Genomic DNA, 20106 nt, shown 5'->3' with positions numbered 1-20106 from the left:
CGCAGTGTAAGGCAAGCGTGTCAGGTAGGTGTGAAAGCTCTGACGGACGTCAGTGCCCCAGTTGTCGGGCGATCCAGTGCAGCACCGGGAACACCAGCGCCCAAAGCAGCGCCAGGCCAATCAGGGTTGGCGCCGTGCCGTAACCGAAACTCACGCCGGCCAATTGGCTGCCCGCGTAATAAGACAACGGTCCGCCGACCGCGCCCAACACGCTGGCGCGCCACCAGGGCTGGGCACTCCAGGCCAGGCAATGGCGTAGCGTGGTGGCGAGCAACGCCCACAGCAACACCAGCCAAAACGGGATCAGTGGCCCCGGAAAACTGAAATGAAAGACGCCAAAGGTGCGCAATGCGGTATCCACCACAGTGCCAAACAACGTGACGGCGAGGATCACCTGGCCTTCCCGCGACCATGAACTTATCCACAGCAGGTGGATGGCCAGCACTGCACCGACCACCAGCAACCATTCGCTGTCGCCCCCCAGCACACAGGCAAACCAGCCGCACTGGAACAGTACGGCGTTCGCCAGCGATTTAAGCACTGAAGCGCCCAAGCAAGGGTGGGTTGATTGCCGCCGGTTTGGCCAGCAGCAACTGCGCGGTGCCTATCGTTCGTTCCATGAACCCACCTTCGCAATAGCACAAATAGAATTCCCACAAGCGCAGAAAGTATTCGTCGTAGCCCAACTCGGCAAGGCGGCCATGGGCGCGGCGGAAGTTCTCATGCCACAGGCGCAGGGTTTTTGCGTAGTGCAGGCCGAAGTCTTCCATGTGCAGCAGGTTCATGTCGGTGTCGCGGCTGACGATGTGCAGCATGTTCTGCACGCAGGGCAGGGCGCCGCCGGGGAAAATATAGCGCTGGATGAAATCGACGCTGTTCTTGGCCTGCTCAAAACGCTGCTCGCGAATCGTGATGGCTTGCAGCAGCATCAGGCCGTCGCTCTTGAGCAAATGCGCGCACTGCTTGAAGTAGGTCGGCAGGAAGCGATGGCCCACCGCCTCGATCATCTCGATGGACACCAGCTTGTCGTATTGACCGGTCAGGTCGCGGTAGTCCTGCAACAGCAGGGTCACCTGGCCCTGCAGTCCCAGGGCATCGATGCGCTTTTGGGTGTAGGCAAACTGCTCTTTGGACAAGGTCGTGGTGGTGACTTTGCAGCCGTAATGCTGCGCTGCGTACAGCGCCATGCTGCCCCAGCCGGTGCCGATTTCGAGCAGATGGTCGGTGGGCTTGAGTGCGAGCTTTTGGCAGATGCGCTCCAGCTTGTTCAATTGCGCCTGTTCCAGGGTGTCATCGGGCGTCAGAAATTGCGCCGCCGAGTACATCATGGTCGGGTCGAGGAATTCTTCGAACAGGTCGTTGCCCAGGTCATAGTGGGCGGCGATGTTTTTCTGCGAGCCCTTGCGCGTATTGCGGTTGAGCCAGTGCAGGCCTTGAGTGAAGGGGCGTGCCAGGCGCGCCAGGCCACCTTCCATGGCGTCGAGCACCTCCAGGTTGCTGACCATCACGCGCACCACGGCGGTCAAGTCCGGGCTGGTCCAATAACCGTGGATAAACGCCTCGCCGGCGCCGATCGATCCGTTGGCCGCCACCAGGCCCCACACCGCCGAGTCGAGGATCTGGATTTCCCCCAGCAGGTGCGCTTCGCGGGCGCCGAACACTTGGCGTTCGCCGTCCTCGATCACCACCAGCTGGCCGTGGCGCAGTTGGCTGAGTTGGCGCAGCACGGCCTTGCGCAGCAATGCGCTGGTCATGCCGTTGACGTTCAGGCGATTGGTCTTGACCGATAAGCTAGGGGATTTCATGGCGGCGATCCTTGGTATACCCGACTGCGGTGCGAGAGGCGCCATCGGCGGCCTGATGGGAAAAAATCGGTGTGCGTTTGAGCAACAGGCGCATGGCCTGCCAGTAAATGGCCAGGCACGTCTTGGCGGTCATCCACGGGAAGCGCCACAGATAGCGATGCAGGCTGGCGCGGTTCAACGCCTCCTTGTGCAGGCTCAGCGTGGCGTCGAAAACCTTCAGCTCACCTTGCCAGTCGGCCATGTGCACGCCGAGCTTGGCGGCGGGCGGGCTGAAACTCATGCGGTACTCCAGGTCGCGCGGCAAAAACGGCGACACATGGAAGGCCTTGGCCACGGCGAAGTGCTGATGCTCATCGGCGCCGAGCGCCTGGGCCGGCAGCACGTAGTGATAGCGCTCGCGCCATGGGGTGTTGGTCACTTCACACAGGATCGCGGCCAGTTGCCCATCGGCCTCGAAGCAGTAGAAGAAACTCACCGGGTTAAAAGCCAGGCCCCAACTGCGAGCCTGGGTCAGTAGGCAGATAACGCCCTGGGGCTCGCGCCCCAGCGCCTTGCCAACTTCCTGGCGCACGGCATCGCTCAAGCTCATGCCGTGGCGCGTGAATTCACGCAGGTAATCCTGCTGGCGAAAGCCAAAGGGCGCCAGGCGGCCAGCGCCGGCCAGGGGCGACAGCCCGAGCACTTCGTCTTGTTCGCTTAAATCCAGGTACAGCAGGCCGATGCGGTAGCGAAAGGCGTGAGCCTTGGGCGCAAACCGGCGATGGGCGATCCAGCCGCTGTACAGGGCGCTGTTCACAGGGTTTCTCCAAAGGCTTGAGCCACGCGCAATGCGCTGACCACGCCGTCTTCGTGGAAACCATTGGCCCAGTAGGCGCCGCAAAAAAAGGTGTTGCGCGTGCCTGCCAATTCTTCCCAGCGCGCTTGGGCAGCGACCGCCGCGAGGCTGTACTGCGGGTGCGCGTAGGTGTAGCGCGCGAGGATCTTCAGCGGGTTGATCATCGGCGTCTGGTTGAGGCTGACGCAAAAGGTGGTGGCGCTGTCGATGCCTTGCAGAATGTTCATGTCGTAAGTGACGGCGGCCTGGGTTTGGGTATCGCCGGTCAGCCGATAATTCCAGCTGGCCCAGGCGAGCTTGCGGTCCGGCAGCAGGCGCGTGTCGGTGTGCAGCACCACATCGTTGTCGGCGTAAGGCAGCGCGCCGAGGATTTCCTGTTCCGCCGTGCTGGGGTCGGCCAGCAAGGCCAGGGCCTGGTCGCTGTGGCAGGCCAACACGACCCGGTCAAACGTCTCGCTGCCGGCGGCGCTGTGGATCACAACGCCCTCGTCGGTGCGCTCGACGTTATGCACCGGGCAATTGAGGCGCACCTGTTCGCGAAAGCTGCGCGTCAGCGGCTCGATGTAGCTGCTCGACCCGCCCTCGATCACGCACCACTGCGGCCGGTTGTTCACCGAGAGCAAACCGTGGTTCTTGAAAAAGCGCACAAAGAACTGCAAGGGAAAGCCGAGCATGTCGGCCAGGGACATCGACCAGATCGCCGCGCCCATCGGCACGATGTAATGCCGGATAAAGCGTGGGCCGTAGCCGCCGGCTTCGAGGTAATCGCCCAGGGTCATCCCGGCGCTGATGCGTTGTTCCTGCAGGTCCAGCGGCGCCTGGCGATTGAAGCGCAGAATGTCGCGCAACATGCCCCAGAACCCTGGCGACAGGATATTGCGGCGTTGGGCAAACAGGCTGTTGAGGTTGTTGCCGTTGTACTCGAATCCGGCGCTTTGATCGCACACCGAAAAACTCATTTCGGTGGGTTTGAAGCTGACGCCAATCTGCCCCAGCAAGCGAATGAAGTTGGGGTAGGTCCAGTCGTTGAACACGATAAACCCGGTGTCCACCGCGTAGCTTTTGCCCTCAACCGTGACGTCGACCGTGTGGGTATGCCCGCCAATGCGCTCGCCCGCTTCGAACACAGTGATGTCGTGGCGACGGCTGAGCAGGTAAGCGCTGGTCAGCCCGGCGATGCCGCTGCCGATAATGGCGATCTTCACAGGTCGTCCTTCTTCGGTGGCGGGCTGCGCAACATGCGTTTGCCGATGATCAGTTGCGCACGGTTGGGCAGCTTCGACAGCGGCCACAAGGTGGCGATAAACATGGCGGGAAAGGCGATTTCCAGCGGACGTTTTGCCAGCTTGGCGAAGATATGCCGCGCGGCCTTGTCCGCGGACCAGCTCAGGGGCATCGGGAAGTCGTTGCGTTCGGTCAGCGGGGTGTCGACAAAGCCCGGGCTGATCACGGTGACGTCGATGTTCTCGGGCGACAGGCTGATGCGCAGGGATTCGAACAGGTAGCGCAGCCCGGCCTTGGACGCACCATAGGCTTCGGCGCGGGGCATGGGCAGGTAGGTGACGGCGCTGGCTACGCCGACCAGGTGCGGCGAATGCCCGGCGCGCAACAGCGGCAGCGCGGCTTCGATGCAATAGCTGCTGGCCAGCAAGTTGGTGCGCACCACGTACTCGACAATCGATGCATCAAATTGCTTGGCATCGACATATTCACAGGTGCCGGCGTTGAGAATGACCGTATCGACGGAGCCCCAGACCACGCCGATGTGCTCGCCGATCTCACGCACGGTCTGGCTGTTGGTCAGGTCGCCGGCCACCACCAGCACTTGGCCTGGATAACGTTGGGCGAGGGCTTCGAGCGGGCCTTTCGTGCGTGAGCTGAGTGCCACGTGGGCGCCGCTGTTGAGCAGCTCCACGGCCAGCGACGCGCCAATGCCACTGCTGGCGCCGGTCAGCCAATATCGGCGGGGCGGTGTAAGGCTCATCCCATTCTCCTTTTCAGCCAACTGATGACGCGGCCGAGTACTGGCAGGTGTTCGTAGAGCAGAGCGCCTGCATCGAAATAATCCCGGTGCCGGTACACCTTGTCGCGCCACATCAGGTGTGAGCAGCCTTCAACCCTGATCACCTTGCCGCTGTTCAGGCGCGGGTGGCAAAAACTCATCTTCCAGCGCAGGTAGCCTTCACCTTCGGCCACTTGGTCGAAGCCGTGAAAGTCAAAACGCAGCTGGCTCACATTGCCATACAGTTCGGTGAAATAGCGGTGCAGCGCCGTCAGCCCGTGCACTTCATGCAGCGGGTCGGTGAAGGCGATGTCCTTGCTGTACAGGCTGTCGAGCAGGTGCAGGTTGTGCTTGTCCAGCGTCGCAAAGGTCTGGGCGAACCGGTGCAGGAAGTCACTCATGTTCGGCAACCCCCTGGCGCGAGGGCAGGCTGCGGAAGGCGGCCAGGGCGCGCGCGCGGGACTTTTTCAGGTCGACGATAGCGCGTGGGTAATCGGCCACGCCAAACAGGCCGCCGACCGCCTCGGGGTTGTGCACTTCCTTCTTGTTCAGCGCCGCCAGTTCCGGCAGCCAGTGCTTGATGAACACGCCTTCGCTGTCGAATTTTTCCGACTGGCTCAGCGGGCTGAAAATCCGGAAATACGGCGCCGAGTCGGTGCCGGTGGAGGAGCTCCACTGCCAGCCGCCGTTGTTGGCGGCCAGGTCGCCGTCGATCAGGTGGCGCATGAAGAAGCGCTCGCCTTCGCGCCAGTCGATCAGCAGGTTCTTGGTCAGGAACATCGCGACCACCATGCGCAGGCGATTGTGCATCCAGCCGGTTTCGAGCAACTGGCGCATGGCGGCGTCGATGATCGGCAAGCCGGTGCGCGCTTGCTGCCAGGCGGCGAGGTCCTTGGGCGCATCGCGCCAGGCCACCGCTTCGGTCTCGGGACGGAACGCACGGTGGCGCGACACCCGTGGATAGCCGACCAGAATGTGCTTGTAGAACTCGCGCCAGAGCAGCTCGTTGATCCACGTGATCGCGCCGATGTCGCCGCTTTCAAACTCACCCTGGTTGGTTTGCAAGGCGGCATGCAGGCACTGGCGTGGCGAAACCACGCCGGCGGCAAGGTAGGCGGACAGTTGGCTGGTGCCGGGTTTGGCCGGGAAGTCGCGCTCATCTTTGTAGTAGCTGATTTGTTGATCGGCGAAGGCGTCGAGACGGCGGCGTGCTTCGTCTTCACCGGCCGGCCAGAGCGCGCGCAAGGCTTCGCTGGGCGGCTCGAACCCGTCGACCTGTGCAGGTATCGGATCGCTTTTGAGCTTGATCGGCACCTGGACTTTAGGTGTTGCCACCAAACGGGGAAGGGCGCTGTGCAGGCGGCTGTAGCAGACCTTGCGGAACTGGCTGAAGACCTGGAAGTACGTGCCGGTTTTGGTCAGCACGCTGCCGGGCTGGAAGAACAATTGGTCCAGGTAGCTGTGGAACGTCACGCCCTGGGCTTCCAGAGCCTGAGCCACGGCGGCATCGCGGCGGGTTTCGTGGATGCCGTATTCCTCGTTGACGTGGACCGACTCGACCGACAGCTCCCGACACAGCGTGCCGAGCACGGCGGGCGCCTGGTCCCAGGTCGCGGTGGTGCGGATCAGCAGGGGAATATTCAGCTCGCCGAGCGCCTGGCTCAAGTGCTGCAGGTTGCGCAGCCAGAAGTCGACTTTGCACGGTGCATCATCGTGGGCCAGCCACTGTTGGGGAGTGATCAGGTACACGGCCGCAACCGGGCCTCGCTGGCAGGCGGCGGCCAGGGCGGTGTTGTCGTGTAGGCGCAGGTCGGTGCGCAGCCAGATCAAATGCATTTAAAGAAGTCCACGCTGGATCAGAATCAAATGGGCCGACAACGGATCTTCGGCCACGAACAATTCAGGGGTTTCACGGGTTAATACGGCCAACTCGGCCTGGTGGATGCATACCGTTGGTCCGGCAATCAGCGTCGGGCAGCCGACGCCGCCCAGCAGCTTGGTGAGTGTCGACACCTGCAGGGCCTTGCTCGAATACAGCAGCACGGCCCGCGGTTGCAGGTGCTCCACCGCTAACGCCAGCTCACCGACCGGCAACGGCCAATCGAAGACTTCCACTGGGCAATCGGCGCTGCTGGCCAGCCAGGCGCTGAGCCACAGATGCGGCTCCAGCGGCAGGTCCGAGTGGTTGACCAGCAGCAGCGGGGCGCCTTGCAGCTGGCGATTGTTGTGATAGATGCGTGCGCCGAACTTGCTGCGCAGCCAGGACAGGAAAAATACCCGCTCCATCTGCGCGCCGAACTGGCCTTGCCAGCGCTGCTCGAGTTCCTGGAGCAGCGGCAGCAGCAACTGTTCGCACAGGGTACGTGGCGGGTACAACGCCATGGCTTGGTTGAACGCATCGTCGACCCGGCGCTCGGCCAACGCGCTGATGGCGCCCACCAGGTTCTGGCGCAGGGCGTGCCATTCGTTTTCGACGGTGTCGGGGCTGACCTGGGCGGAGTCGATCAAGCCTTTGACCTGACTGACCGGCACACCGCGGTTGAGCCAGGTCAGGATGGTGTGGATGCGTTGCACGTGTTCGGCGCTGAACAGCCGGTGGCCCTTGGGCGTGCGCTGGGGCACGATCAGGCCGTAGCGGCGTTCCCAGGCGCGCAGGGTCACGGCGTTGACGCCGGTCTGGCGCGCCACTTCGCGAATCGGCAGCCAGCCGTCTTGGAGGGCTTGGGCGATGTCTTCGCCGGGTTCGTCTTGCAGGGCAGCTTTCATAATGTAGTTTTCATGGGTCAGATCGCATTACGCAGGCTGAGGTTTTCCGGGTGCGGTTGCAGGTAAGCCTGCTGCGCGATGTAACGATCAGGGTGTTGGCGGAAGTGGTGTTTGAGCAGGGTCAGCGGCACCACCAGCGGCACGATGCCGGTGCGGTACTGGCCGATGACGGTTTGCATTTCCTGCTTGTCGTCGGCGCTGATGGCCTGCTTGAGGTAGCCGCTGATGTGTTGCAGCACATTGGTGTGAGTGCCGCGGGTGGCGCATTTTTTCAGGCCGGTCATCAGCTCGCTGAAATAGCCGGCGGCCAGTGCGTCGAGAGAGGTGTCCTTGCTCATGCTGCCCAGCAGGTGGCCGAGGCTTTTGTAATGCACCGGGCTGTGGGCCATCAGCAGGTATTTGTAGCGCGAGTGAAACGCCAGCAGGCGGTGGCGGGTCAGGCCCTCGGCCAGCAGGTGCTGCCAGCTGGCGTACACAAAGACGCGGGTCAGGAAGTTTTCCCGCAACACCGGGTCATTCAGCCGGCCATCTTCTTCCACCGGCAGGTTGGGGTGGCGCGCGCAGAACGCCTGCGCGTAGATGCCGCGCCCGCCGCCGTCCACAGGTGTGCCGTTCTCACGGTAGACCTTGACCCGTTCCAGGCCACACGACGGCGATTTCTGCATGAAGATGTAGCCGCACAGGTCAGTGTGTTCCAGGGCCATCTGCTGGCCGTATTCGTCCAGTGGCTGCGTAACGTTGAGTTCACGGCGCACCGTGCCGACGGCCTGCGGCTGGGCAGGGTCGCCCACCAGGCGGATCGGTTCGCGGGGGATGCCCAGGCCGATGGCGACTTCGGGGCACAGCGGCACGAAGTCGAAGTAGTCAGCGAGCGTCTGGCTGCACAGCAGGGATTGTTTGTGTCCGCCATTGAAGCGCACGTTCTCGCCTAACAGGCAGGCGCTGATAGCGATCTTCGGTTTTCCAGTGCTGGACATGTTCAAACCTCTCCGAGATTCCTGTACAAACTCTTAAGTCTGTACAACTAAATCTCATCATAGGTTTGATGCTGTACAAGTCAAATATTTTGTACAAGTATTTTCGGGCAACCTACTTCCAGCCGATTCGCCAGTCTTCGGCGTTCTGCAGGGTTTGCCAGGCCAGGCGTTCAGCACGGCGAGTCATGACGGCTTGCAGCTCGATTTCCAGCACAGTGCCTTCCTCGTCACGAAACAATTCGGTGACCAAGAAGTGTTTCTCCTTGTTGCGAGGACGCGCTGCTGTCCACTTCGACAGCAGCAGTTTGGCGGGATTGATGCGGTTCATTGCAGGTGCTCGATCAGGCGTCGCGCCGCTTCCTGGCCGCTGAGCCATGCGCCTTCGACCCGACCGGACAGGCACCAGTCGCCGCACACATACAAGCCCAGGTCAGCATCGGCCAGTACCCCGAATTCATGCGCGCTGGAGGGGCGCGCGTACAGCCAGCGATGCGCCAGGCTGAAAGAAGGCGCGGGCATGGCGCTGTGCAGCAGCTCAGCGAAGGCGCCGTGCAGGTGTTCGATCACAGCTTCTTTGGGCAAGTCCAGGTGTGCCTTGCTCCACGCGCTGGTGGCGTGCAGCACCCACGTGTCGAGGGTGGTATCGCGCCCGGGTTTGCTGCGGTTGCGCGCGAGCCAGTCGAGAGGGCTGTCCTGAACGAAACAGCCTTCCATCGGCGTGTCCAGAGGTTTGTCGAAAGCCAGGGCGATGGCCCAGGTCGGGTCCATTTTCACCCCAGCAGCGGCACCCGCCAGCTTCGGCGCGGCGGCGAGCAGCGCGGTGGCCTGGGGCGCCGGCGTGGCAATCACGACGTGGCTGAACGGGCCGTGATTGCCGCCGTCGGCGTCCAGCAGGTTCCAATGCTGTTTGCCCTGGAACACTTCGGTGATGCGGCAACCGAATTCCACTGGCAAATCATCCAGCAGCGCACGGGTGATAGCACTCATGCGCGGCGTACCGACCCAGCGAATTTGCTCGTCGGGAGAGGGCGTGAGCTGACCGGACTTGAAGTTGTACAGCTGGGGTTTCCACTGCTCGGCCCAGCCGTTGCTTTGCCAGCGTTGCACCTCGTTGACGAAGCGCCGGTCGCGGGCGGTGAAGTATTGCGCACCCATGTCCAACGCGCCGGCGTCGCTGCGCTTGCTGGACATGCGGCCGCCGCTGCCGCGGCTTTTATCGAAGAGTTGTACAGCGTGCCCCGCGTCTCGTAACGCTCGGGCGGCGGAGAGACCGGCGATGCCGGTGCCGATGATCGCGATGGGAACAGTCATGGGAGGCCTCGTTTTACCGTTGGGTACAGACTACGCCGACACCAATAGCTGTACAATATTGTTTTTTGGTATAAGTTTTGGCGTACCTGTTCTTACGGCGTGGCCTATGGTTAAAGCTGAGGCTTAACCAACAGCCGCGCCCGATTGCAATTGATCCCTGCTTATAAAATAGACCAGTGATCGGCGGCGAACGTTACATGAGGAGTGTCCCATGCATATTTTGCTGACCGGCGGTACCGGCTTGATCGGTCGCCAGCTCTGCCAACACTGGCTTGCCCAAGGGCATCGCTTGACCGTCTGGAGCCGTGAACCGGACACCGTTGCCAAGTGGTGCGGTGCGCAAGTGTTGGGCGTTGGCCGCTTGCAAGACGTGATCGGCAGCGTGGATGCGGTGGTCAATCTGGCCGGCGCGCCCATTGCTGATCGGCCCTGGACCAAAAGGCGCAAGGCCTTGTTGTGGAGCAGCCGCATCAGCCTCACCGAAACGCTGTTGGCGTGGATGGAAGGCCAGGCGCAAAAACCGCAGGTGCTGATTTCCGGTTCGGCGGTCGGTTGGTACGGCGACGGCGGCGAGCGCGAATTGACCGAGGCCAGCGGCCCGGTGCAGGACGACTTCCCGAGCCAGCTGTGTATCGCCTGGGAAGAAACGGCCCTGCGCGCCGAAGCCATGGGCATCCGCGTGGTGCTGGTGCGCACCGGCCTTGTGCTGGCGGCGAAAGGCGGCTTTTTGTCGCGGCTGTTATTGCCGTTCAAGCTGGCGCTGGGCGGGCCGATCGGCGATGGTCGGCAGTGGATGCCGTGGGTTCATATCAAAGATCAAATCGCCCTGATTGATTTTCTTCTGCACAAGGCGGACGCCAGCGGTCCTTATAATGCATGCGCGCCACACCCGGTGCGCAACCGAGAATTCGCCAGGACCCTGGGCCAGGTGCTGCACCGTCCCGCGTTCATGCCGATGCCGGCGTTTGCATTGAAGGTCGGGCTGGGTGAGTTGTCCGGGTTGTTGCTCGGCGGGCAAAAAGCCGTGCCCGAACGGCTGTTGGCGGCCGGTTTCACTTTTCAGTTCACTGAGTTGCACGCGGCCCTGGAAGACTTGTCCAGCCGCCTCTAGAGATAGGATGTTGCATGACGGATCACGCGTTGTTACTGGTCAACCTGGGTTCACCGGCCTCCACTTCGGTGGCCGATGTGCGCAGCTACCTCAATCAGTTCCTGATGGACCCTTACGTGATAGACCTGCCGTGGCCGGTGCGGCGGTTGCTGGTGTCGCTGATCCTGATCAAGCGCCCCGAGCAGTCGGCGCATGCCTACGCGTCGATCTGGTGGGACGAGGGTTCACCGCTTGTAGTCTTGAGTCGTCGTTTGCAGCAGCAAATGACGGCGCAGTGGACGCAGGGCCCGGTGGAGCTGGCGATGCGTTATGGCGAACCGTCGCTTGAAACGACGCTGACGCGCCTGGCCGCCCAGGGGCTTAAGAAAGTTACCCTGGCGCCGTTGTACCCGCAGTTTGCCGACAGCACCGTGACCACCGTGATTGAAGAAGCCAAGCGTGTGGTGCGCGACAAAAAGCTCAACGTGCAGTTTTCGATCCTGCAGCCCTTTTACGATCAGCCGGAATACCTCGAGGCACTGGTTGCGAGCGCCCGGCCGTATGTCGAGCAGGACTACGATCATTTGCTCCTGAGTTTTCACGGCCTGCCCGAGCGTCATCTGAAAAAGCTCGACCCCACCGGCGGGCATTGTTTCAAGGATGCGAACTGCTGCCAGAACGCGTCGCCCGAGGTGCTTGCCACCTGCTATCGCGCGCAATGCTTCAGCGTTGCACGGGAATTTGCCGCGCGCATGGGCCTGCCGGATGGCAAGTGGTCGGTGGCATTCCAGTCGCGCCTGGGCCGGGCGAAATGGATCGAACCCTACACCGAAGCCCGCCTGGAAGCCCTGGCCCAGCAAGGCGTGAAAAAGCTGTTGGTGATGTGCCCGGCGTTTGTTGCCGATTGCATTGAGACACTGGAAGAGATTGGTGATCGTGGGTTGGAGCAGTTCCGCGAAGCAGGGGGCGAGGAGTTGGTGTTGGTGCCGTGCCTCAATGATGACCCGCAGTGGGCTGCAGCGCTGAACACGTTGTGTGAAAGAGCGCCGCTGGCACTCTAGGCAGATTGTCGAAACGATAGAGATCAACTGTGGGAGCGGGCTCGCCCGCGAATGCGAGGTGTCAGTCACCGAATGTATTGGCTGATGCAGCGCCTTCGCGAGTAAGCCCGCTCCCACAGTGTTTTTAGGGTTTATTCGTGATGCGGTTCACCCAGGAACGTCAGCGAACTGAACAGCCCGCGCGTCGCCACATCGGCATTGTCCTTGAGCGGGATCTCCACCTGCGCCGTGATCACATTCAACCCTTCATTACGCACCAGCACCTGGGCGCGACCGTCTTTGTCGGTCTCGGTGCTCAAGGTGTTTGGTGCATTGCGATAGTCGCCCACCAGCTTGATCCCCGCCGCAGGCTTGCCATCCAATAGCACACGCACCGGCAGCGACCGGCCAGGTCCTACAGTCAGTGGATCCACTTCAGGCAGGATCAGCAGCTTGATCTGATCCAGCTTCGGCAACTTCGCCCCCGGCTGATAAATCGCCAGGCTGTACTTGAAGGTCTGGGTCGATGCAATCGCCCCTGGCACATGGCTGCGGCCCTGGTTGATCCACTTCTTGTCCGGCGTTTGCGACCACATGCCGTTATCCAGGGCAACCGCTAAAACGGCGGGTGATTTGAGCGGCTTGAGGCGTGCGTGGTCGGCAAGGCGTTCTACGCTGACCGGGATCATCCTGGCGCTGGCGTCATACGCCCAGGCGCCGCTGATTTTCTCGGCCTTGAAGGCGTTGTCCTCGGCGCCGTGGCCGTAGATCACTTCGATATTGCCGCGTCGCTGTTCGGTCCACAGGCCGTGGGCAGAAACTTGGCTGGCAAACAGCAGGCCGAGCACGGCCAGGGATTTCAAGGCTTGCATGGGAGCGTCCTTTTACAGGTTGAGGGTCAGGCTGACGGTGACGTTGCGCGGCTCACCGGGCGTGACCCAGTAGTTGCTGTAGGAGCGCTCGTAGTACTTTTCGTCGAATACGTTGTTGAGGTTCAGGCCCACGGTGACGTTGTCGCTGGCTTTGTAATGCGCCAGCAGGTCGACGGTGTGGTAGGCGGGCAGTTCGAAACGACTGCCGGCCTCGCCGGAGCGGTCACCGATGTAGGTGAACGCTGCGCCCAGGTCCGAGCCGCGCAACGCGCCATTCTGGAATTCATACACGCCCAACAGGCTGGCGCTGCGCTTGGCCACGCCGAGAATTCGGCTGCCGGTGGGAATGGCTTTGTCGCCCTTGGTCACTTCGGCGTCGATGTAGGCGAAGGCGCCGATGACGCGTACGGCGTCGGTCACTTGCCCGCTCAGTTGCAGATCGACACCCTGGCTGCGCGCCTTGCCCATGGCGCGCTGGGTGTCGGTGGCGGGATCGAGGGCGAGGACATTTTTCTTTTCGATGTGGAAGGCGGCGAGGGTGGTGCTCAGGCGATCGTCGAACAGCTCGCTCTTGAGCCCTATTTCATAACCGACGCCTTCTTCTGGCTCGAAGGATTTACCGCCGGCGTCCAGGCCGTTGTTCGGTTTGAACGACGTTGACGCGTTGGCGAACACGCCGACCTGCGGCGTGAGCTGGTAGAGCAAGCCGGCGCGTTGGGTCAGGGCATCGTGGGTTTGCCGGCCCTTGGCGTGGTTGCGGGTGAAGTCATCGGTGCTTTGTTCGACGTGCTCGAAGCGCGCACCGAGCATGCCGCGCAGGCGGTCGGTGAAAACGATCTGGTCCTGCAGGTTCAGTGCCTGGCTCTTCACCTGTTCGAAAACGTCGGTGCCGGAGCGCGCGCCGTTGGGTTTGGTCTGGCCATAGATCGGTTTATAGATGTCGATGGGGTAGAGGCTGCCGGCAATCGCCGTCACGCGTTCTTTTTTGCGGTAATCCTCGTACTCGCTGCCGATCAGCAGTTCATGCTGCCAACTGCCGATGTCGAACAGGCCGCGCAGTTCGAGCTGGGTAATGCTGTCATGCCAACCGGTAGAGCGTTGGCGGTAGCGGCGGTTGACGGTATGGCCGTCGGCATTCAGCGCGCGGCTTTCCGAGGCGTCGCCCCACAGGCTGCCCTGTTTATAGTGGCTGGCGAGGCGCACTTGCCAGGTGTCGTTGAGGTGGTGTTCCACGGCGGCCTGGAGGCGGTTGTTGTGGTTGCGGATGTTGCCGTCGTTGGGCTCGCCGAGGAAGGTGGAGCGGGACATGCCATGCGGCGCGACGATGCCACGGTCGAAGGTTGAGCTGTGGCGCACGAACTCGCTTTCTACAAGCAGGCGAGTGTCCGGGTCCAATTGCCAGCTGAAAGATGGCGCGACGAATACGCGCTTGGCGTCAACGTGATCGCGAAAGCTGTGATTGTCTTCCACCGCCAGGTTCACGCGCGACAGCATGCGGCCGTCGCTGTCCAGTGGCGTGTTCACATCAAGGGCTGTGCGGTAGCGGTCCCAGCTGCCGGCACTGGTTTGCACGGTGGTGAAGGCTTGCGGCTGGGGTTTTTTGCTGACGATATTGACGGTGCCGCCGGGATCGCCACGCCCGTAGAGGCTGGCGGCGGGGCCTTTGAGCACTTCAATGCGCTCTATATTGGCCGCGTCTGGCGTGCTCGGGTAGCCACGGTTGGCGCTGAATCCATCCTGGTAGAACTGCGAAGTGGTGAAGCCGCGCACGCTGTACTCGTAAAGCGTCAGGCCGCCGAAGTTGTTTTGCTTGGACACGCCACCGGCGAATTCCAGGGCGCGCTCGACATTGGTGCTGCCCAAGTCGTTGAGCACCGTGGCGGGAATCACGCTGATTGATTGTGGGATGTCACGCAGGGCCGTGTCAGTTTTGGTCGCGCTGGCAGAGCGGGTGGCGCGATAGCCTTTGACTGGGCCCATGGCAGATTCATAGGCGTCGCCGGTGACGCTGATGGTGTCCAGTTCGACAGTGTTGTCTTTGGCGTAGCTGTCTTCGGCGTAGGCGGGGTCGAGCAACAATCCCAAGGCCAAACCAGCCAGTGGGGTAAATCTACGAGGCGGCATGATAGAGCGTTCCAATGTCTATATTGAAACAATATAACGTGCCTAATGAGAATGGATTTCTTTTGAAATATTAGGTTACAGGAGCCCGCTAACGGGCTCCCAACCCCGTTATTCCTCTTCTTTCACCGGCGCCGGCGGTGGGCGCAGGCCGATTTCTGCCAGCAGCTTGATCTCTTTGCCGTTGCGCATTACCTGGATCGCCACCTTGTCGGTCGGCTTGATCCGCGCGACCTGGTTCATCGACTTACGGCCATCACCTGCCGGTTCGCCATCGATGCTGAGGATCACATCGCCCAGTTGCAGGCCGGCTTTCTGCGCCGGGCCGTCGCGGAAGATCCCGGCGACCACGATGCCCGGGCGTCCGGTCAAACCGAACGACTCAGCCAAATCCTTGGTCAGCGGCTGTACTTCGATGCCCAGCCAGCCACGGATTACCTGGCCGTGCTCGATGATCGACTTCATCACTTCCATGGCCAGCTTCACCGGGATCGCAAAACCGATGCCCTGAGAACCGCCGGATTTGGAGAAAATCGCGGTATTGATGCCGGTCAGGTTGCCATTGGCATCCACCAATGCGCCGCCGGAGTTGCCCGGGTTGATCGCCGCGTCGGTCTGGATAAAGTCTTCGTAGCTGTTGAGCCCCAACTGATTACGTCCGGTGGCGCTGATGATGCCCATGGTCACCGTCTGGCCGACGCCAAACGGGTTGCCGATCGCCAGTGCCACGTCACCGACGCGCAGCCCTTCGGAGCGGCCGATGGTGATTGAGGGCAGGCTTTTCAAATCGATCTTCAATACCGCGAGGTCGGTTTCCGGGTCGCTGCCAACCACGCGGGCCAGGGTTTCGCGGCCGTCGCGCAGGGCCACCACGATCTGGTCGGCCCCCGTAGTCACGTGGTTGTTGGTGAGGATGTAGCCTTCGGGGCTCATGATCACGCCGGAACCCAGGCTGGATTCCATGCGGCGCTGCTTGGGGCCGTTGTCGCCGAAATAGCGGCGAAATTGCGGGTCTTCAAACAGCGGATGCGCCGGTTTGTTGATGACCTTGGTGGTGTACAGGTTGACCACGGCGGGTGCGGCGATCACCACGGCGTCTGCATAAGTCACCGGACCTTGCACCACCGAACTGGTTTGCGGTGCCTGTTGCAGGTTCACATCAAGGCTGGGTAAGCCCACCCACTGGGGATAACGCTGAATAATCAGCATCGCGATCAGCACGCCAGCCAACAATGGCCATCCAAAAAAACGCAGTGCCTTAAGCATCAAGTAAGTCCTGACAGGTTGCAGGGGGCGGGAGAGCGCCCATAATGTCGCGCATTATACGAGGCTGCGAGCGCCTCGGAACGGGATATTTAGGAGTCTTTTATGGCCGTCCCCCTTACCACCCTCGTCGAGGAAGCGGACCGCTACCTTGGCAGCGCAAAAATTGCCGATTATTGCCCCAATGGCCTGCAGGTCGAGGGCCGTCCGCAGGTGATGCGCATCGTCAGCGGCGTGACCGCAAGCCAGGCTCTGCTGGATGCCGCGGTCGAAGCCCAGGCCGACCTGGTGCTGGTGCACCACGGTTATTTCTGGAAGGGCGAAAACCCGTGCATCACCGGCATGAAACAGCGCCGCCTGAAAACCCTGCTCAAGCACGACATCAGTCTGCTTGCCTACCACCTGCCGCTGGACCTGCACGCGGACGTGGGCAATAACGTGCAACTCGCCCGGCAGCTGGACATTACCGTCGAAGGCCCGCTGGACCCGGGCAACCCCAAAATCGTCGGCCTGGTCGGTTCCCTTGCCGAGCCCCTGTCGCCCCGCGACTTTGCCCGCCGTGTGCAGGACGTGATGGGCCGTGAGCCGCTGCTGATCGAAGGCAGCGAAATGATCCGCCGCGTTGGTTGGTGCACCGGCGGAGGTCAGGGTTACATCGACGACGCGATTGCGGCAGGCGTCGACTTGTACCTGAGCGGCGAAGCTTCCGAGCAAACCTTTCACAGCGCGCGGGAAAACGACATCAGCTTTATCGCCGCCGGCCACCACGCCACTGAGCGCTACGGTGTCCAAGCGTTGGGCGATTACCTGGCCCGGCGGTTTGCGCTGGAGCATCTATTCATCGATTGCCCGAACCCGATCTAAGCCTCGCCGCAGGCCCAATGTGGGAGCTGGCTTGCCTGCGATAGCATCACCTCAATTTACCTGACTGACCGAGGTGCCTGTATCGCAGGCAAGCCAGCTCCCACAAAAGCCAGCTCCCGCAGTTGACCGGGTTTCACGCCAAACCAGGCGGCATATTCATATACCGTTTCGATCTAGCCAGCTCCCTGAATAGAAGAAGGTGCTGTGCTAGCATGCCCCGCTCGAACACGGCCCGCTGGCCGTCCATAAGATCGTTTTTCCGTGAGTAGCCATGGTCGACAAACTGACGCATCTGAAACAGCTGGAGGCGGAAAGCATCCACATCATCCGCGAGGTCGCCGCCGAGTTCGACAACCCGGTGATGCTCTACTCGATCGGTAAAGACTCCGCCGTGATGCTTCACCTGGCGCGCAAGGCCTTCTTCCCGGGCAAGCTGCCGTTCCCGGTGATGCACGTCGACACCCGCTGGAAATTCCAGGAGATGTACAAGTTTCGCGACAAAATGGTCGAAGAGCTTGGCCTGGACCTGATCACCCACGTCAACCCGGACGGCGTGGCGCAGGGCATCAACCCGTTCACCCACGGCAGCGCCAAGCACACCGACATCATGAAAACCGAAGGCCTCAAGCAGGCCCTGGACAAGCATGGTTTCGACGCAGCCTTCGGCGGTGCCCGTCGCGATGAAGAGAAATCCCGCGCCAAAGAGCGCGTGTACTCGTTCCGCGACAGCAAGCACCGTTGGGACCCGAAAAACCAGCGCCCGGAGCTGTGGAACGTCTACAACGGCAACGTCAACAAGGGCGAGTCGATCCGTGTGTTCCCGCTGTCCAACTGGACTGAGCTGGACATCTGGCAGTACATCTACCTGGAAGGCATTCCGATTGTGCCGCTGTACTTCGCCGCCGAACGCGACGTGATCGAGAAGAACGGCACGTTGATCATGATCGACGACGACCGCATCCTCGAGCACTTGTCCGACGAAGACAAAGCCCGAATCGTCAAAAAGAAAGTACGTTTCCGTACCCTGGGCTGCTACCCGTTGACGGGCGCGGTGGAGTCCGAAGCCGAGACGCTGACGGACATCATTCAGGAAATGCTCCTGACGCGAACTTCCGAGCGCCAGGGCCGGGTCATCGACCACGATGGCGCAGGCTCGATGGAAGATAAAAAACGTCAGGGTTATTTCTAAGGGGCTGTCACCAATGTCGCATCAATCTGATTTGATCAGCGAGGACATCCTCGCCTACCTGGGCCAGCACGAGCGCAAGGAAATGTTGCGCTTCCTGACCTGCGGCAACGTCGACGACGGCAAGAGCACCCTGATCGGGCGCCTGCTGCACGACTCCAAGATGATCTACGAAGATCACCTGGAAGCCATCACCCGTGATTCGAAGAAGTCCGGCACCACCGGCGATGACATCGACCTGGCCTTGCTCGTCGACGGCCTGCAGGCCGAGCGCGAGCAGGGCATCACCATCGATGTGGCCTACCGCTACTTCTCCACCGCCAAGCGCAAATTCATCATTGCCGACACCCCCGGCCATGAGCAGTACACCCGCAACATGGCCACCGGTGCCTCCACCTGTGACCTGGCGATCATTCTGATCGACGCGCGTTATGGCGTGCAGACCCAGACCCGTCGCCACAGCTTTATCGCCTCGTTGCTGGGCATCAAACATATCGTGGTGGCCATCAACAAGATGGACATCAACGGCTTTGACCAAAGCGTATTCGAGCAGATCAAGGCCGATTACCTGAAGTTTGCCGACGGTATCGCGTTCAAGCCAAGCACCCTGGCCTTCGTGCCGATGTCGGCGCTCAAGGGCGACAACGTGGTGAACAAGAGCGAGCGTTCGCCTTGGTACACCGGCCAGTCGCTGATGGAAATTCTCGAAACCGTCGAGATCGCCAACGACCGCAACTACACCGACCTGCGTTTCCCGGTCCAGTACGTCAACCGTCCGAACCTGAACTTCCGTGGTTTCGCCGGCACCCTGGCCAGCGGCATTGTGCACAAGGGCGACGAAGTCGTGGTGCTGCCGTCGGGCAAGAGCAGCCGCGTCAAATCCATCGTCACCTTCGAAGGTGAGCTGGAGCACGCAGGCCCTGGCCAGGCCGTGACCCTGACCATGGAAGACGAGATCGACATCTCCCGTGGCGACCTGTTGGTGCATGCCGACAACGTGCCGCAAGTGACCGACGCCTTCGACGCCATGCTGGTGTGGATGGCCGAAGAGCCGATGCTGCCGGGCAAGAAATACGACATCAAACGCGCGACCAGCTACGTGCCGGGTTCCATCACCAGCATCGTGCACCGCGTGGACGTGAACACCCTGGCCGAAGGCCCGGCGAGTTCGCTGCAGTTGAACGAGATCGGGCGGGTCAAGGTCAGCCTCGACGCCGCCATCGCGCTGGACGGTTACGACAGTAACCGCACCACCGGTGCGTTTATCGTCATCGACCGTTTGACCAACGGCACGGTGGCCGCGGGCATGATCATCGCGCCGCCGGTCCACCATGGTGGTTCAGCGCAACACGGCAGCCTTGCTCATGTCGCCACTGAAGAGCGCGCTCTGCGCTTCGGCCAGCAGCCGGCCACCGTGTTGTTCAGCGGCCTGTCGGGCGCGGGCAAGAGCACCTTGGCCTACGCGGTTGAGCGCAAGCTGTTCGACATGGGCCGTGCGGTGTTCGTACTGGATGGCCAGAACCTGCGTCACGACCTGAACAAAGGGTTGCCGCAGGATCGAAGCGGCCGCACTGAAAACTGGCGTCGCGCTGCTCACGTGGCGCGCCAGTTCAACGAAGCCGGCCTGCTGACCCTGGCCGCGTTCGTTGCGCCGGATGCCGAGGGCCGCGAACAGGCCAAGGCGCTGATTGGCGCCGACCGCCTGCTCACCGTCTATGTGCAAGCGTCGCCGCTGGTGTGCGCCGAGCGTGATCCGCAAGGCCTGTACGCGGCGGGTGGGGATAACATCCCTGGCGAGTCTTTCCCGTACGACGTGCCGTTGAATGCCGACTTGGTGATCGACACCCAGGCCACGTCGCTGGAAGACAGCGTCAAGCAAGTGCTGGAGCTGTTGCGTCAGCGCGGCGCGATCTAAACCTCGCCGCCACAAAAAAGCCCGCCACCGATGACTCGGTGGCGGGCTTTTTCATGGAG

19 protein-coding genes are annotated in these 20106 nt (G+C 61.8%); 5 read left to right on the top strand and 14 right to left on the bottom strand.

What is annotated here, in order from left to right:
* Positions 1–49: 49 nt before the first annotated feature.
* The 11 genes from ACM530_RS05960 to ACM530_RS05910 form a co-directional block, all read right to left on the bottom strand.
* On the bottom strand, positions 50–541 hold the full coding sequence (locus ACM530_RS05960; protein ID WP_145165578.1) for a DUF2878 domain-containing protein: 492 nt from the start codon (positions 539–541) through the stop codon (positions 50–52).
* Positions 534–1805: an SAM-dependent methyltransferase gene (locus ACM530_RS05955; RefSeq protein WP_145165579.1), complete on the bottom strand. Its 1272-nt coding sequence runs from the start codon at positions 1803–1805 to the stop codon at positions 534–536. The genes ACM530_RS05960 and ACM530_RS05955 overlap by 8 nt, the downstream gene beginning before the upstream one ends.
* Entirely contained in the window at positions 1792–2601 is an 810-nt protein-coding gene (locus ACM530_RS05950; RefSeq protein WP_124416390.1) for a DUF1365 domain-containing protein, read from the bottom strand. Before ACM530_RS05950 ends, ACM530_RS05955 begins: the two co-directional genes overlap by 14 nt.
* The gene (locus tag ACM530_RS05945; protein ID WP_242194837.1) at positions 2598–3845 is read right to left on the bottom strand and encodes an NAD(P)/FAD-dependent oxidoreductase; all 1248 of its coding nucleotides are present in this window, start codon (positions 3843–3845) and stop codon (positions 2598–2600) included. Before ACM530_RS05945 ends, ACM530_RS05950 begins: the two co-directional genes overlap by 4 nt.
* On the bottom strand, positions 3842–4624 hold the full coding sequence (locus ACM530_RS05940; protein WP_106578568.1) for an SDR family NAD(P)-dependent oxidoreductase: 783 nt from the start codon (positions 4622–4624) through the stop codon (positions 3842–3844). The genes ACM530_RS05945 and ACM530_RS05940 overlap by 4 nt, the downstream gene beginning before the upstream one ends.
* Positions 4621–5043, bottom strand: a complete 423-nt coding sequence (locus tag ACM530_RS05935; protein ID WP_416364420.1) for a nuclear transport factor 2 family protein — start codon at positions 5041–5043, stop codon at positions 4621–4623. The genes ACM530_RS05940 and ACM530_RS05935 overlap by 4 nt, the downstream gene beginning before the upstream one ends.
* Positions 5036–6478 (bottom strand): deoxyribodipyrimidine photo-lyase, encoded by a 1443-nt coding sequence (gene phrB / locus ACM530_RS05930; RefSeq protein WP_416364419.1) that lies wholly within the window; start codon positions 6476–6478, stop codon positions 5036–5038. The genes ACM530_RS05935 and phrB overlap by 8 nt, the downstream gene beginning before the upstream one ends.
* The gene (locus ACM530_RS05925) at positions 6479–7408 is read right to left on the bottom strand and encodes a MerR family transcriptional regulator (RefSeq protein WP_262210063.1); all 930 of its coding nucleotides are present in this window, start codon (positions 7406–7408) and stop codon (positions 6479–6481) included.
* Positions 7409–7425: 17 nt separating this feature from the next.
* Complete coding sequence (locus tag ACM530_RS05920; RefSeq protein ID WP_416364418.1) at positions 7426–8385, bottom strand: YbgA family protein; 960 nt, start codon at positions 8383–8385, stop codon at positions 7426–7428.
* 112 nt (positions 8386–8497) lie between these two features.
* Complete coding sequence (locus ACM530_RS05915) at positions 8498–8713, bottom strand: TIGR02450 family Trp-rich protein (RefSeq protein WP_106578573.1); 216 nt, start codon at positions 8711–8713, stop codon at positions 8498–8500.
* Complete coding sequence (locus ACM530_RS05910) at positions 8710–9696, bottom strand: NAD(P)/FAD-dependent oxidoreductase (RefSeq protein ID WP_106578574.1); 987 nt, start codon at positions 9694–9696, stop codon at positions 8710–8712. Before ACM530_RS05910 ends, ACM530_RS05915 begins: the two co-directional genes overlap by 4 nt.
* 211 nt (positions 9697–9907) lie before the next feature.
* Between ACM530_RS05910 and ACM530_RS05905 the strand changes: the two genes are divergently transcribed.
* Together ACM530_RS05905 and hemH are read left to right on the top strand one after the other, a co-directional pair.
* Entirely contained in the window at positions 9908–10807 is a 900-nt protein-coding gene (locus ACM530_RS05905; protein ID WP_416364417.1) for a TIGR01777 family oxidoreductase, read from the top strand.
* Positions 10808–10821: 14 nt separating this feature from the next.
* Positions 10822–11847, top strand: a complete 1026-nt coding sequence (hemH, locus tag ACM530_RS05900; protein WP_416364416.1) for a ferrochelatase — start codon at positions 10822–10824, stop codon at positions 11845–11847.
* A gap of 131 nt (positions 11848–11978) precedes the next feature.
* Here the strand turns inward: hemH and ACM530_RS05895 are convergent, their stop codons facing one another.
* The 3 genes from ACM530_RS05895 to algW form a co-directional block, all read right to left on the bottom strand.
* A complete protein-coding gene (locus ACM530_RS05895; RefSeq protein WP_404486810.1) occupies positions 11979–12698 on the bottom strand; it encodes a DUF4198 domain-containing protein in 720 nt (239 codons plus the stop codon).
* 12 nt (positions 12699–12710) lie between these two features.
* Positions 12711–14822 carry a TonB-dependent siderophore receptor gene (locus tag ACM530_RS05890; protein ID WP_416364415.1) on the bottom strand — a complete coding sequence of 704 codons (2112 nt, stop codon included), beginning with the start codon at positions 14820–14822 and terminating at the stop codon, positions 12711–12713.
* Between the two features lie 108 nt (positions 14823–14930).
* Entirely contained in the window at positions 14931–16085 is a 1155-nt protein-coding gene (gene algW / locus ACM530_RS05885; protein WP_416364414.1) for a Do family serine endopeptidase AlgW, read from the bottom strand.
* A 102-nt stretch (positions 16086–16187) separates the two neighbouring features.
* On the opposite strand from algW, the gene ACM530_RS05880 reads away from it, so the two are divergent.
* From ACM530_RS05880 to cysN, 3 genes are all read left to right on the top strand, one after another.
* Positions 16188–16946, top strand: a complete 759-nt coding sequence (locus tag ACM530_RS05880) for a Nif3-like dinuclear metal center hexameric protein (RefSeq protein WP_416364413.1) — start codon at positions 16188–16190, stop codon at positions 16944–16946.
* A 271-nt stretch (positions 16947–17217) separates the two neighbouring features.
* Positions 17218–18135 (top strand): sulfate adenylyltransferase subunit CysD, encoded by a 918-nt coding sequence (gene cysD, locus ACM530_RS05875; RefSeq protein WP_017137614.1) that lies wholly within the window; start codon positions 17218–17220, stop codon positions 18133–18135.
* A 13-nt stretch (positions 18136–18148) separates the two neighbouring features.
* A complete protein-coding gene (gene cysN, locus ACM530_RS05870) occupies positions 18149–20047 on the top strand; it encodes a sulfate adenylyltransferase subunit CysN (protein ID WP_262210075.1) in 1899 nt (632 codons plus the stop codon).
* Positions 20048–20106: the final 59 nt, after the last annotated feature.

Source organism: Pseudomonas sp. NFX183, assembly GCF_047943075.1.
Taxonomy (GTDB): Bacteria; Pseudomonadota; Gammaproteobacteria; order Pseudomonadales; family Pseudomonadaceae; genus Aquipseudomonas.
Note: the sequence above shows the minus strand (reverse complement) of the source record. Positions and strands in the feature narration are given on the sequence as shown.